Annotated in this window: 13 protein-coding genes and 1 riboswitch; of the genes, 3 read left to right on the forward strand and 10 right to left on the reverse strand. The window is 56.9% G+C overall.

Annotated elements, in window-relative coordinates:
- Nucleotides 1–151: 151 nt before the first annotated feature.
- Genes AC1MEA_RS12195 through AC1MEA_RS12215 form a run of 5 tightly spaced genes read right to left on the reverse strand, consistent with a single transcriptional unit; the run spans nucleotide 152 to nucleotide 4,226 of the window.
- Nucleotides 152–781 carry an urea amidolyase associated protein UAAP2 gene (locus tag AC1MEA_RS12195; protein ID WP_219062129.1) on the reverse strand — a complete coding sequence of 210 codons (630 nt, stop codon included), beginning with the start codon at nucleotides 779–781 and terminating at the stop codon, nucleotides 152–154.
- 11 nt (nucleotides 782–792) lie between these two features.
- The gene (locus tag AC1MEA_RS12200) at nucleotides 793–1,518 is read right to left on the reverse strand and encodes an urea amidolyase associated protein UAAP1 (protein ID WP_480917988.1); all 726 of its coding nucleotides are present in this window, start codon (nucleotides 1,516–1,518) and stop codon (nucleotides 793–795) included.
- A gap of 24 nt (nucleotides 1,519–1,542) precedes the next feature.
- Nucleotides 1,543–2,307, reverse strand: a complete 765-nt coding sequence (locus AC1MEA_RS12205; protein ID WP_480917989.1) for an ABC transporter ATP-binding protein — start codon at nucleotides 2,305–2,307, stop codon at nucleotides 1,543–1,545.
- Nucleotides 2,304–3,119, reverse strand: a complete 816-nt coding sequence (locus AC1MEA_RS12210) for an ABC transporter permease (RefSeq protein ID WP_449634628.1) — start codon at nucleotides 3,117–3,119, stop codon at nucleotides 2,304–2,306. The genes AC1MEA_RS12205 and AC1MEA_RS12210 overlap by 4 nt, the downstream gene beginning before the upstream one ends.
- Before the next feature lie 27 nt (nucleotides 3,120–3,146).
- Nucleotides 3,147–4,226, reverse strand: coding sequence for a putative urea ABC transporter substrate-binding protein (locus AC1MEA_RS12215; protein WP_374028641.1), 1,080 nt, complete (start codon nucleotides 4,224–4,226; stop codon nucleotides 3,147–3,149).
- Nucleotides 4,227–4,288: 62 nt separating this feature from the next.
- Nucleotides 4,289–4,390, reverse strand: a riboswitch (guanidine-I (ykkC/yxkD leader).
- 627 nt (nucleotides 4,391–5,017) lie between these two features.
- Here AC1MEA_RS12215 and AC1MEA_RS12220 point away from each other — a divergent pair.
- The gene (locus tag AC1MEA_RS12220; RefSeq protein WP_480917990.1) at nucleotides 5,018–5,191 is read left to right on the forward strand and encodes a hypothetical protein; all 174 of its coding nucleotides are present in this window, start codon (nucleotides 5,018–5,020) and stop codon (nucleotides 5,189–5,191) included.
- Here the strand turns inward: AC1MEA_RS12220 and AC1MEA_RS12225 are convergent.
- Nucleotides 5,180–6,292: an enoyl-CoA hydratase/isomerase family protein gene (locus AC1MEA_RS12225; protein ID WP_219062124.1), complete on the reverse strand. Its 1,113-nt coding sequence runs from the start codon at nucleotides 6,290–6,292 to the stop codon at nucleotides 5,180–5,182. The two genes, AC1MEA_RS12220 and AC1MEA_RS12225, sit on opposite strands and share 12 nt — an antisense overlap.
- Before the next feature lie 188 nt (nucleotides 6,293–6,480).
- Between AC1MEA_RS12225 and ung the strand changes: the two genes are divergently transcribed.
- A complete protein-coding gene (gene ung, locus AC1MEA_RS12230; RefSeq protein ID WP_219062123.1) occupies nucleotides 6,481–7,173 on the forward strand; it encodes a uracil-DNA glycosylase in 693 nt (230 codons plus the stop codon).
- 197 nt (nucleotides 7,174–7,370) lie between these two features.
- On the opposite strand, the gene AC1MEA_RS12235 is transcribed toward ung, so the two are convergent.
- Both AC1MEA_RS12235 and AC1MEA_RS12240 read right to left on the reverse strand, forming a co-directional pair.
- The gene (locus AC1MEA_RS12235; protein WP_480917991.1) at nucleotides 7,371–8,264 is read right to left on the reverse strand and encodes a DMT family transporter; all 894 of its coding nucleotides are present in this window, start codon (nucleotides 8,262–8,264) and stop codon (nucleotides 7,371–7,373) included.
- A gap of 12 nt (nucleotides 8,265–8,276) precedes the next feature.
- The gene (locus tag AC1MEA_RS12240; RefSeq protein ID WP_480917992.1) at nucleotides 8,277–9,149 is read right to left on the reverse strand and encodes an aspartyl/asparaginyl beta-hydroxylase domain-containing protein; all 873 of its coding nucleotides are present in this window, start codon (nucleotides 9,147–9,149) and stop codon (nucleotides 8,277–8,279) included.
- Between the two features lie 102 nt (nucleotides 9,150–9,251).
- Between AC1MEA_RS12240 and AC1MEA_RS12245 the strand changes: the two genes are divergently transcribed.
- Complete coding sequence (locus AC1MEA_RS12245) at nucleotides 9,252–10,193, forward strand: LysR substrate-binding domain-containing protein (RefSeq protein ID WP_480917993.1); 942 nt, start codon at nucleotides 9,252–9,254, stop codon at nucleotides 10,191–10,193.
- Here AC1MEA_RS12245 and AC1MEA_RS12250 read toward each other — a convergent pair.
- Complete coding sequence (locus AC1MEA_RS12250) at nucleotides 10,123–11,154, reverse strand: AbrB family transcriptional regulator (RefSeq protein ID WP_449634630.1); 1,032 nt, start codon at nucleotides 11,152–11,154, stop codon at nucleotides 10,123–10,125. The two genes, AC1MEA_RS12245 and AC1MEA_RS12250, sit on opposite strands and share 71 nt — an antisense overlap.
- Nucleotides 11,147–12,661 carry a tripartite tricarboxylate transporter permease gene (locus tag AC1MEA_RS12255; protein ID WP_219062118.1) on the reverse strand — a complete coding sequence of 505 codons (1,515 nt, stop codon included), beginning with the start codon at nucleotides 12,659–12,661 and terminating at the stop codon, nucleotides 11,147–11,149. Before AC1MEA_RS12255 ends, AC1MEA_RS12250 begins: the two co-directional genes overlap by 8 nt.

Consider the following 12,661-nt stretch of genomic DNA (forward strand, 5'->3'; position numbering starts at 1 on the left):
AAGGCCCGAAGCTCTGCTGGAGCGCTGCCGCCAAGGCGACAGATCGCAGCCTGCGGCAGCTCCTACAGAAAGGGGTGGTGTTCTGGCGGCATGCACTGTCCAGAGCGGCTTTGGCACAGGCTGAATAACCAGCGGCGCAGTTTCAAAAGATTCAGTTCCATATCAGCAGCTGCGCAGGTGTCGGGTTGTAGGCGTTGCACGGGTTGTTCAGTTGCGGGCAGTTGGAAATCAGTACGATCACGTCCATTTCCGCGCGCAGTTCGACGTATTTGCCGGGCGCCGAGATGCCATCTTCGAAGGTCAGGCCGCCGTCTGCGGTGACCGGCACGTTCATGAAGAAATTGATGTTCGGCCCGATGTCACCTTTGCTCAGGCGACCGTCATGGGCACAGGCGCGCAGGTAGTTGTCGCGGCAACTGTGCATGTGGCGCTTTTCCAGGGCGTAGCGCACGGTGTTGCTCTCCTGCGCGCAGGCGCCGCCGAGGGTGTCATGGCGTCCGCAAGTGTCTTCGACGATGGTCAGCATCGGTTTGCCGAGGTTGGAATACAGCACGCTGCCGGTGGTCAGGTACACGCTGTTCTGCCGCCGCAAGGTGCGCTGCACGTCATACCGTTCGCGGGGGTTGGCCAGGCTGTAGAACAGCGTATCGACCGCTTGATTGCCTTCCAGGTCGAGGATGCGCAGGGTTTGCCCGGCCTTGACTTCGGTCAGCCAGGGCTCGCCTGCGGGGATGGTCGCGTTGTAGATCGCCGCTTCCGGCTGTTTGGAGAGTGTGGTCATGGCAGCGATCCTCAGGCGAACAGGCGATCAGTGTTGATAAAGCCGCGCTCGTTTTCCGGGCGCGAGGTGCGGCAGTGTTCGGCGACGCCGGGGTCGGCGTTCATCCAGCTGAGCTTGAGCGGTTGGGGCGCGTACTGTGGATCAGGGTCCATCGGGTGCTGCAGGGCCGTCAGCACCACCAGGGTGTCCATCGGCGCGTACAGCTCGATGTAGTCACCGGCTTTGGCGTTGTTCGCAACGAAGTGAAAGTGTCCGTCTTCGTCGACGCTGACTTTGCTGAACAGGTTCAGGGTCATCAACAGGTCGGACAGGCCCAGGCCCCATTTGCCCAGTTCCACCAATAGGTTATCGGTGCCGTTGCGAAAGAAGCCGTTGCGCAGCTCCTGATAGCGGCCTTGACCATACTTTTCCGCGACCTCTTCAGCGCACAGCACTCCACCGAAGCTGTCGCTCCAGCCGCAGGTGTCCGCCGTTATCGCTGCCAGCACCCGGCCCATGTCCGAGTACAGGCAATGGCCGCGGGTGAGCTTGGCGGTGTGTTGGCATTTGAGGCTGTCCGGCAGGTTCAGTCGCTCGGTTTTCTCGTTGGCGTTAAGCAGGGTCAGGCTGACGTTGGCACCGCCACGGATGTCGGTCAGGCGCAGCAGTTGGCCGCGCTTGAGCACGAACGAACGGTGGCCGCCGCCGGGCAAGATTTCTTCAGCAAAGACGGGGAACAGGGAGGTTGAATCGGTCATGTGCGCGTTCATAAAAATGATCCTCTAAACCGTTTGCAGCGAATCAATAGCGGCGCGTGCGGCGTGGCGATCGCTGTTCAAGGGAATGTCGTAGGTGATGCGGGCGCCATAAGCGCCGGGCGCGTGGGGGTCATGGCGAACCTTGTCGAACACCAGCAGACGGGTGCCGAGGTTGAAGCCCTCGGACAGGTCGTGGGTGACCATGAACACAGTCAGGCGGGTCTCGCGCCACAGCTCCAGCAACAGGACATGCATGTCCTTGCGGATACCCGGATCGAGCGCGCCGAAAGGTTCGTCCAGCAGCAACACACGCGGTTTCATGATCAGCGCTTGAGCGATGGCCAGCCGTTGCTGCATGCCGCCCGACAGTTGCGTCGGGTACTTGTCCTGCGCATGGGCCAGGCCCACTTTGCTCAGCAGTGCTGCGGCCTGTTCCCGAGCCTCGCGTTTGGCCGTGCCGAACAGGCGTCCAAGCAGGGGCGAGCGAGGCAGCTCCAGACCCAGAGCAACGTTGTCCAGGACTGACAGATGCGGAAACACCGAGTAGCGCTGAAACACCACGCCACGGCTGGCGTCCGGTTCGCCGGCAAGCGGCTTGCAGTCGAGATGGATCTGGCCGCGACTGGGCACTTCCTGGCCGAGCAACAAGCGCAAGAACGTGGATTTGCCGCAGCCCGAGGCGCCGACCAAGGTGCAGAACTCACCTTCGTTGACGCTCAGGTTCAGGCCTTCGAGCACCACTTGATCGTCGTACTGTTGCCAGACGTTTTTCACCGAAATAAAGCTCATCCGCGTGCCCCTTCATACCAGGGGAATGCACGCCGGGTCAGGGCCTTGAGCCCCCAATCCATTAGCCAGGCGAGCAGGGTGATCCAGACCACGTAGGGCAGGATCACGTCCATGGCCAGGTAGCGCCGTACCAGAAAAATCCGATACCCCAACCCGTCGGTAGACGCGATGGCTTCGGCCGCGATCAGGAATAACCAGGCCGAACCCAGCACTAGACGCAAGGCAATCAGCAGACGTGGCAGCAGTTGCGGCAAGACCACCCGCAGGATCAAGGTCCAGGTCGAGGCGCCAAGGGTTTGCGCCTTGATCAGCAGCTCGACCGGAATCTCCCGGGCGCGCTGCTCCAGATCCCGCGCCAGGATCGGTGTAATGCCAATCACGATCAGCATGACTTTCGACAGCTCACCCAAGCCAAACACGATGAACAGGATCGGCAGAATCGCCAGCGGCGGGACCATCGACAACACCGTCAGCAGCGGCGACAACGGTGCGCCGAACAGCGGCAGAATCCCCGATGCGATACCCAGACACAGGCCGAGCAGAGCGCTAATGCCAAGACCAATCGCCAGGCGTTTCAGGCTGGAGGCGGTGTCTTGCCACAGCAGGTAGCCGCCGCTGCGTTGGTCTTCGGTAAAGGCCATGCGCTTGACCGCATCGGTCATCTGCACCGCGCTGGGCAGCAGTTTGTCGTTGGGGTTTTCCGTCAGCCGGGTGGCTGAGCCCATGAAATAGGCGAACAGCAACAAGGCGAACGGCAGGATCACCAAAATCAGACGGCTGGCGCGATCCGGGCGGCGGTTTATCAAGCGCATGGCAATAACCTTTGGGCTGGGACGCGATTACAATTTGCCTTCGGCAGCCATCTGTACGTAGCTCGGGTCGAAGCGCAGCTTGAGGTTGTTCTTGTCGCCGCTGGTCACGCCGTTGGCGAAAGACATGCCGATTGCACTGGTGTCCTTGGCGCCTTCACCGAGCAGCCCATGTTGAAAGGAGAACTCGGCGACCTTGCGCATGGTCTGTGGCAGTTGAGCGCTGGTGGCGAAGTCGAGCGCTTCCTTGGGGGTCGCGAACAGCTTGGTGGTGTCCAGTTGCGACTGGAAGCCAGCCAGGTCGGTGCCCGAGGCTTTGGCCATGTGCTCCAGCGCGGCGGTGCTGGCGGCGGACTTGCTGTTCATCAGCGCGACCACTTCGAACCAGGCGCCGGTCAGGGCCTTGCCCAGTGCCGGGTTGTCTTTCAGGGTCTGGGTGTTGACCACCATCATGTCCATGATTTCGCCAGGGATCTTGCTCGAATCGAACACCTCGGTCACACCGGGCTTGGCCTTGATGTCCGAAAGCATTGGGTTCCAGGTGGTCACGGCTTTGGAGTCATCGGTGTTGAATGCCGCAGAAATGTCCGCGTCGGAGGTGTTGACGACCTTGAGGTCTTTCTCGGTAAGGTCAACGCTGTCCAGGGCACGGGCCAGCAAGTAGTGAGACACCGACAGCTCGACCAGATTGACCTTCATGCCTTTGAGGTCGGCGACTTTCTTGCCTTCACCCTTGATCACGACGCCGTCGTTGCCGTTGGAGAAATCGCTGACGATCAGCGCGGTGCTGTCGACGCCACCTGCGGCCGGGATGGTCAGGGCATCCATGTTGGTCATGGAGCAGCCATCGAATTGGCCTGCGGTGTATTGGTTGATCGATTCGACGTAGTCGTTGATCTGGGTGACATCGATGGTGATGCCGTATTTCTTCGCCCATTTGTCGACGATGCCTTGGGTGCCTGCGTATTCCCAGGGCATCCAGCCGGCATAGATGGTCCAGCAAACGTTGAAGTGTTCTTTCGGGGCGGCGTGTGCCGAGAGGCTCAATGCCGCGACGAGGCCAGCAGCGAGCATGGCGAACAGACGGGGTTTTTTAATGTTGTTCTGCATGTAAGAACCTCCAGTAGGAAAAAAACGAGCGGTCAGGAGTCACGCGACACCACTGGTGTCCTGTCTCCCGGGCTTTTATCCCGCCGTGTAACCTCTACTGGAGGTCGCCAACTCTCGGACCAGCCACTCGCGTCAAGCGAATCGGAACCCTAGTCAGCTATTGCAAATTGTGGTGCCGCGAACCTGTTTTGACTCCTGCACATCAAGTCATAAGCGAGAGGCGTGCCAAGTTTCACCAAGCCTTGCGGCAGGTGGGTTGCGCCGTTGAGGGGGGAGTGAATATGGGCGTTGGCGCTTTATCGTGGTGCGGGTGCGCACCGGTTCGGGGCGCGGTTCAAGCGGATATAGTTTTTGCGGCAGGGCACTCGGTGGATTATTTGCGGTCTGATTTTTCGTCAGTCAGCGGTTTTGACCGATGCCGACCAGCGTCGCTGGTTTGTGCTCTCTAGCGGTCCAGGAGGCCGCCATGTATCGACGACCCTTGCTTATAGTTGTGCTGGGTTTAGCCCTCTCTGGTTGTTATGCAGGTCCCGGTTATTACGAATCCGATGTCTATACACAGCCCGTTTACGGTGGCGCTTACTACGGCAGTTACGATCGATCCTACCGTCCGAGCTATTACGTAGCGCCTCCCCGCTATTACGGGCCACGTCCGGCGCCTTACTACGCCCCTCGGCCTGATTATGGTCCTAGACCTATGCCCTACGCCGGGCGGGGTTACTACCGCGGTGGTCAGGGTGACCACGACGGTCGTGGCGGACACGCCAACCCTTCATGGAATGAAGGCCGGAATGACGGTGACCGTGGCCACGGTGGTGGCGGTCGCGGTCACGATAATGGTTCAGGCGGCCGGGGTGATCACGGTAATCGCGGAGGCGACGGCCGTGGCGGCGATGGTCGGGGTGGAAACAGGTGACGAGTCGTTTCGGCGGCGCTTCACCTGCTTCAAGGGCTTAGTAGTCTGAAAGGTCCGCCAGGGGGTGCCGTCCCTCCCAGACCTTGGCGAAGTGCGCATCGATCACGGCGTCCGGGATGTTGGCGACGTCTTGCCAATGCCAATGAGGCTTTTGATCCTTATCGATCAGTCGCGCCCGGACGCCTTCGCTGAACTCGGGATGACGACAGCAGTTCAGGCTCAGGGTGTATTCCATCTGGAATACCTGAGCCAGCGACATGTGTCGGGCACGGACGATTTGTTCCCACACCAGATGGGCAGTCAGCGGGCAACCTTCAGTCAGATTTTTCGCCGCACGGCTGAGCAGGGCATCGCCGTGCGTGTTCCATTGACTGATGGCGCGCCAGGCGCACGGCAGGGTCGCGACGTCCAGCAACTCATCGATCTGCGCTCGACGCGGCAGCCATTGCGCATCGGGCAATTGCCCAATGGCCTCCTGTTGCAGCGCCTTGAGCAGGCTGTTGAGTTGCACCGAGCTTTGTTCCTGCCAGTTCAGTTGCAGCAGCCCCTCGACCAATTCTTCTTGCTGTTCATCCAGCAGAAAGCGGTCAGCCAGGTCCAGATCCAGCGCGTCGCGTCCGTTGATGTGTGCGCCGGTCAATCCGAGGAACAGCCCCAGTTTGCCGGGCAGTCGGGAAAGGAACCAACTGGCGCCGACATCAGGGTATAAGCCAATGCTGACTTCCGGCATTGCCAGGCGACTGGTCGGGGTGACGATGCGAATGCCTGCGCCCTGCAGCAAGCCCATGCCACCGCCCAGCACGTAACCATGGCCCCAGCAGATCAAGGGCTTGGGGTACGTGTGCAGACGGTAATCGAGCCGGTATTCCGCCGCGAAAAAATGTGCGGCCAGTGGTGGGACTTCGCCGGGATGGGCACGGCAAGCGTCGACCAATGTTCGTACATCGCCGCCCGCGCAAAAAGATTTCGAGCCATTGCCGCGCAGCAGTACGCAAACGATTTGCGGGTCATCGGCCCATTTTTCAAGACGATCCATCAGCGCCTGGATCATCGGCAGCGACAATGCGTTCAGAGACTTTTCCGCATCCAGGCTGGCAACACCAATGCGCGCGCCGTCTTGGGCGTGGAGTTCTTCAAATTGCAGATTCATCATGACCTCTCGGGGGGCGGGGCAACTGTCCATTGAGTCTGTGATACCCCTATGCGGGGGTAAGTTGCAAACGGTGATTGCAGGGAGTGTAGGAAAGAGGCGAGAGCGGCGTGGTGCAATGACATTGGTCGATTGACATCGGCGGCCAGCTTTCCTAGTGTCCGCGCATTGATTTTTGCAGGTGTGCCATGACAAACGACGACCGTATCAAACTCGAATCCGGCTGGAAGCACGCGTTGCGTGAGGAATTCGAAAAGCCGTATATGAACGAACTGCGTGAGTTCCTGCGCCAAGAGCACACCGCAGGCAAGGAAATCTATCCACCGGGCCCGATGATCTTCAATGCCTTGAATTCGACGCCGCTGGACAAGGTCAAGGTGGTGATCCTGGGCCAGGACCCGTATCACGGCCCCGGTCAGGCCCACGGCTTGTGCTTCTCGGTGCAGCCAGGCGTGCCGACGCCGCCGTCGTTGGTCAACATCTATAAAGAACTCAAGCGCGACCTGAACATCGACATCGCCAATCACGGCTGCTTGCAGTCCTGGGCTGATCAGGGCGTGCTGCTGCTCAACACCACCATGACCGTAGAGCGCGCGAACGCCGCTTCACACGCGAAAAAAGGTTGGCAGATCTTCACCGATAAGGTGATCGAGGTGGTCAGCGAACACCAGCCGCATCTGGTGTTTATGCTGTGGGGGGCTCATGCCCAAAGCAAACAGAAACTGATCGACGCCAGCAAACACTTGGTACTGACCTCAGTACACCCCTCGCCGCTGTCCGCCTACAAAGGCTTTCTCGGCAACGGGCACTTCGGCCGGGCCAACAAGTTCTTGCAGCAGAATGGATTGACGCCGATTGACTGGAGATTGCCGCCGGTTTAACGCGGTATGGCTGATAGCCTGCGGGACATAGAGTGGGCTTTAGTTGATTGATGAGGCATGCGTGTGGACGCGCTTTATGGTCTTTGTGGGAGGTCGGCGATGTAGAAAATGCACCCTGGCATATCGGCAGGAGGGAACTAGAGAAACGCCTGCGATAGCGCTCAAACTGTTGAGCAGGCGGGTTCAATCAGTGAATTTCAAGAGGGTACTTTTTTTGGACATGCTCTTTTCTCGGAAAGGCTTCGATAGAAGAGGATGGCCATAATAACTAAAATGGCGCCCGCCACCGTTAAAGGGGTGACGGTGTTGTCAAAGACCCAGTAATCCAATGCTATTGTTATAATCGGGACCATGTAGAAAAGCACACTGACATTGCTGGCTGCGTTTTTTGATAGCATGTAAAATAGCAACAATACTGCGCCTGTTGAAACGACAAGAATCATCCATGCCGAGGCTATAATGAATTTCGCGTTTATCGTGGCCTGCCAGTCTGTGCACAAGGCTACAATAAAAAATATGATAGAAGCCGCCAAGTTTTGATAAAAAGCTGAGACAAGAGGGTGAGCGGCGACCTTTTTTTGACAAACGGTGCCGACACTCATCGCACATACAGACGCGATGCCAAATGTAATACCCACGTATGTTAATTCGCTGATTTCACGAGCGCCTGAGACTGCGATTCCCAGTCCTAAAAATCCCAACAGTAATATCAGATAGCCTTTTGCTCCAACCTCTTCTCTCGCAATTATTGGGGTGAGAATCGGCTGTAGGCCGAGGATGATTGAAAGTACACCAGGTGATAATTTATTATCGATGGCTAGAAAAAAGAAACTTTGGTACGCCACTTGTAGAAGGATGCCTGTAAACAGCATTTTCATTATCAATAAAGCTGGCAGCTTGATAAGTTCAGAAAATACTGCTCGCTTAAATATGAGTGCGCATATGAAAGACAAAACCAAAAGCGTGCCGATGGCCCGGACGGCAAGAAACGACCATACGGATGCCTCTTGAAGTCCAAGTTTTACAAAAATTGCTCCACTGCTCCACATCAACAGGAATACAAGTGGTACGCCTCTCATGAGGAGCGTCATTGAAGTTACTCCTCAGTTTTCCCAGCGTTCAATAGTGAATCGCTCACCTATCTCTCGGTGCTCAGTGAGATACTTTTTGAGTGCTTTGGACTTTTCCACTACCGCCTGGTTTTTAGCGACGGTAGCGCCTTGGATCAACCAGTCATAGCATGCTGTAACCGATATGTTGTGTTTGAAATGATATTTTGAATACTCAAAAAGATAATTTTTGAAGTTCTCTTTTGAGATTGTTTCCCCTATGGCTGCAATGATTTCATTGCTTTTTTCTTTCGGCATGTCCGGGCGATCAATGTGTATGTGGCGGCTTCCTTTGGATATATTTGCTGCGGGATGGAAAATATCTGTGTCTTTAAAGGCTTTGTCAAAAACGAAGTCCAAACAAATGAACATTCTGCTTTTGTTGGAGAAATTTATAGCGGCATGGTTTATGGCTGCGTCCAAAAACCATACCTCTCCAGGCCGCATCTGGAATACAGCGTGCTCATCCGAATGAAATGAGTCTGCGTTGTATTCTATGGGCACAAAGACCCGAAAGTAGGTAACGTTTGAATCAAACTCTACGAAGTCACGATGAGGAATGACCATGCCCTCAATAAGATTTCTTGCGCGAACCATCTTTACGTTCGCGAAGTTAAAGTTATCGTTGAGCATCCTCATGATATTAGGGCAGTGTGCCATGTATTCAGTAGGCAAAGAGGTTGCGCAGTTTTTGTATTGTGAATCATCTTTGTTGCCAGAACTGTTGAATAGAGATAAATTCTTCCAGTAACCTTGTGCGAACTCGTCGTATTCTTCGGATAACTTTGTAATTGAATTTAAATAAGCGAGGTCAGAAGTGACATTGTATCCATCCATGTTGATGGCACCAATGATGTGTGATGGCATGTGCTTCTCCTTTGAATGATGGAGAAAGTGTACAGACATGCTTTACATCACTAAAGATCATAAATATGATGCTTTGCATCATATTTTGTGATCGAGAAAGACATGAATCTTGACACCGCGCAACTCAGGATCTTTGCCACCGTGGCGGAGCTTAGAAGCTTCACAAAGGCGTCAGAGCGTCTTTTTCGGGTTCAGTCTGCAATAAGTCAGCAGATTCAGAGGCTAGAGAATCAGGTCGGTTTTGAGCTTTTCATCCGAGACCGAAAGGGACTGCGGATCACCGTAAAAGGTGAGGCTTTGCTTGCGTTCGCTTTGAAAATGCTTGCTATAAATGACCAGGCGGTACTCTCTCTACTTCGTGAGGTACCAGTCGGACGTCTTAGGATCGGTACCTCCGATACTTACGCGACATGTTTTCTTTCTGGCATTTTGCGCGAATGTTCTCGAGTTTATCCTGGTTTGGAAATCGAGGTTCATTGTGGTTACAGTCGGGATATATGGACTCAATACGAGCAGCGTCAGTTAGATCTGGCTCTTACACAGTGTTGCCCTTCCGGTTATGAATCAGAGCGGGTACATATTGAGCCTCTGCGATGGGTGTGTGCAAAAGATAGTAATGTTTATCAAAATAATCCAGTCCCCCTTGCCTTGTTTACGGAGGGTTGTGCTGACAGAAATATTGCAATTAAGGCACTGGCTGGCGTCCACAAAGATTACTGCATAAACTTTCACAGCACTAGCCATGCGGGGATATTAGCCGCTGTCCGTTCTGGATGTTCAGTGTCGGCTCTCCTTGCTAGCACGGCTGCACCGGATTTGCGCACATTGAGTCGCTCCGATGGGTTTCCATTATTAGATAGTCTCGAAATTTCAATGGCCTACCATGACCATGGCGAGTCTTCTTTGGCTTCTTGCTTTGCTGAAATAGTTCGCTCATATTTCAGTTTGATGTCGATTAGTGATCAAGTAATCTCTACTCAGCCCGCTTATCCCAATGCCGAAACAGCGGCTCGGCGAGGAACAGCACAAACAGCAGGCGCATGACCTGCATTGCCGTGACCAGCGGCACCGACAGTTGCAAGACTTCTGCTGTCAGGCTCATTTCGGCGATGCCGCCGGGCATCATGCCCAGGGTCAATGAGCGCAGATCCAGATGGGTCAGCGCACTCAGGCCTAACGCGGCGAGGGCGGCGATCAGCATGGTCAGTGCGGTGCCCAGCAACGTTCGGCCAATAAACGACGGCGCCCGCCGAAAGAACGAGCGATTGAAATGGCAGCCCAGGCCGCTGCCGATCAGCCATTGGCCGATCTGGCTGCCGCCTTGGGGTAAGCCGATGTGCAAGTCCCAAGTGATGCTCACGGCCGCACTGAGCAATAGCGGCCCGAACAACCATGGATTGGGTTGCTTCAGCCGTTGCCAGAGCCACGCCAGCAATCCGCCTGCGGGAAACAGCACCAGCAGCCAGGGCCAGTCGACGGCTGCCGGATTCGATGCGGGCGCACCGTCGCCGAGCAGGTACTTGAACAGTGCTGGCACGCACAGCACCACCATCAGTACCCGCAAACTCTGTCCCGCCGCGACGCTGCTGAGGATCGCGCCGTTGCGCGCCCCGAGGTTGACCATTTCGCCAGAGCCGCCCGGCATGCTGGAGAAGAACGCCGTTGCGCGATCTTCGCCGCTACGTCGCATCAGCCAGACTCCGACCACGCTGGAAACACTGGTGACCAGTGCACCAAAGAAGATCAGGCCGAAATGCGACATGACCTGTTCGATGACAACCGGCGTGAAGTGCAGGCCGATGCCAATCCCGACAATCCACTGCCCGCCTTTACGTCCTCCGGGGATTTCCGCCAGTTGCCAGGGCGTCAGGCAGCGCACCAGGATGATCGCCAGCAGCGAGCCCACCATCCACGGCAGCGGCCAGCCGACCTGGCTGGCGAGGTAACCGCCCAGCAGGCCGACCAGCGGGGTTCCCCACCACGTGTTTAAGGGGCGATCAGACATTAGCCACGGCACGCCGCTGCAGGGAGCGCTTGCGCCAGATCCGCACGATAGGCATCAACAGCATGATGGCCGTCAGCACCCATATCCCGAATGTGATCGGGCTGGACCAAAGGATCTCCAGCGCACCGTTCGAGATCGACAGCGCACGGCGCAGGTTCTGCTCCATCAAACCACCGAGGATAAAGCCCAGCAGTACCGGCGACAGAGGGAAGTCCATCTTGCGCAGGATGTAACCGAAGATACCGATGCCGACCATCAAGAACAGGTCGAAGGTGGTGGCATGCACGGCGTAGACGCCAATCGCAGTGATGATCGCGATCACCGGCACCAGTGCCCAGTTCGGCACGGCGAGGATGCGGGTGAAGATGCGGATCATCGGGATGTTGAGGATCACCAGCATGACGTTGGCGACGAACAACGAGGCGATCAGGCCCCAGACGATGTCGGGCTGCTGTTGAAACAGCAATGGGCCGGGTGTGATGTTGTACAGCGACAACGCGCCGATCATCACTGCCGTAGTGCCCGAGCCTGGAACGCCGAGGGTCAGCATCGGCACCAGCGCGCCACATGCCGCACCGCCGATGGCGGTTTCCGGGGCCGCGAGGCCGCGTATGTCACCCTGTCCGAATTTGCCGGACTTGCCCGCCAGACGCTTCTCGGTCATGTAGGCCACGGCGCTGGCCAGTGTCGCGCCGGCACCCGGCAGCACGCCCATGATAAAACCTAGTACACCGCAACGCAGGTTCACCACGAACACCGAGCTGGCCTCTTTGAAGTTGAACATCATGCGGCCGGTGGCTTTGACCGCCTCTTGCCCGCGATGGGTTTTTTCCAGCAGCAATAGAATTTCGCTGATCGAGAACAGCCCCAGAACCAACACCACGAACTGAATCCCGTCAGTCAGGTGGATATTGTCGCCGGTAAAACGGTACACACCGCTGTTGGCGTCGATGCCGACCGTGGACAGAAACAGCCCGATCAGCGCTGCGATAAAGGTCTTCAGCGGACGATCACCGGCCATGCCGCCGAGGCAGACGATCGCGAACACCATCAGTACGAAATATTCCGCCGGTCCGAAGGCAATCGCCCACTTCGCCAGCAAAGGGGCGAACAGCACCATGCCGCAGGTGGCAATGAACGCACCGATAAACGAGCTCCACGCCGACAGCGACAAGGCGACACCGGCCAGGCCCTGGCGAGCCATCGGGTAACCATCGAGGGTGGTCATCACGGTGGACGCCTCGCCTGGAATGTTCAGCAGGATCGAGCTGATCCGGCCGCCGTATTCGCAGCCCAGGTACACCGCGGCCAGCAGGATCAACGCCGACTCAGGGGGTAACCCGAGGGCGAACGCGATAGGGATCAACAGCGCCACGCCATTGATCGGGCCAAGGCCGGGCAGTAGGCCGACAACGGTGCCAATCAGGGTGCCACACAGGGCGGTGATCAAGTTGTAAGGGGTCAGCGCAACGCCGAAGCCTTGGCTCAGGTAGCTAAAAGTGTCCAC

The organism is Pseudomonas sp. ASL8, assembly GCF_056680355.1.

Excerpts from the sequence above, each read along its gene's own strand:
- AC1MEA_RS12195 (WP_219062129.1), bottom strand. The coding sequence starts at position 781 with ATGACCACACTCTCCAAACAGCCGGAAGCGGCGATCTACAACGCGACC.
- AC1MEA_RS12200 (WP_480917988.1), bottom strand. The coding sequence starts at position 1,518 with ATGACCGATTCAACCTCCCTGTTCCCCGTCTTTGCTGAAGAAATCTTG.
- AC1MEA_RS12205 (WP_480917989.1), bottom strand. The coding sequence starts at position 2,307 with ATGAGCTTTATTTCGGTGAAAAACGTCTGGCAACAGTACGACGATCAA.
- AC1MEA_RS12210 (WP_449634628.1), bottom strand. The coding sequence starts at position 3,119 with ATGCGCTTGATAAACCGCCGCCCGGATCGCGCCAGCCGTCTGATTTTG.
- AC1MEA_RS12215 (WP_374028641.1), bottom strand. The coding sequence starts at position 4,226 with ATGCAGAACAACATTAAAAAACCCCGTCTGTTCGCCATGCTCGCTGCT.
- AC1MEA_RS12220 (WP_480917990.1), top strand. The coding sequence starts at position 5,018 with ATGACGGTGACCGTGGCCACGGTGGTGGCGGTCGCGGTCACGATAATG.
- AC1MEA_RS12225 (WP_219062124.1), bottom strand. The coding sequence starts at position 6,292 with ATGAATCTGCAATTTGAAGAACTCCACGCCCAAGACGGCGCGCGCATT.
- ung (WP_219062123.1), top strand. The coding sequence starts at position 6,481 with ATGACAAACGACGACCGTATCAAACTCGAATCCGGCTGGAAGCACGCG.
- AC1MEA_RS12235 (WP_480917991.1), bottom strand. The coding sequence starts at position 8,264 with ATGACGCTCCTCATGAGAGGCGTACCACTTGTATTCCTGTTGATGTGG.
- AC1MEA_RS12240 (WP_480917992.1), bottom strand. The coding sequence starts at position 9,149 with ATGCCATCACACATCATTGGTGCCATCAACATGGATGGATACAATGTC.
- AC1MEA_RS12245 (WP_480917993.1), top strand. The coding sequence starts at position 9,252 with ATGAATCTTGACACCGCGCAACTCAGGATCTTTGCCACCGTGGCGGAG.
- AC1MEA_RS12250 (WP_449634630.1), bottom strand. The coding sequence starts at position 11,154 with ATGTCTGATCGCCCCTTAAACACGTGGTGGGGAACCCCGCTGGTCGGC.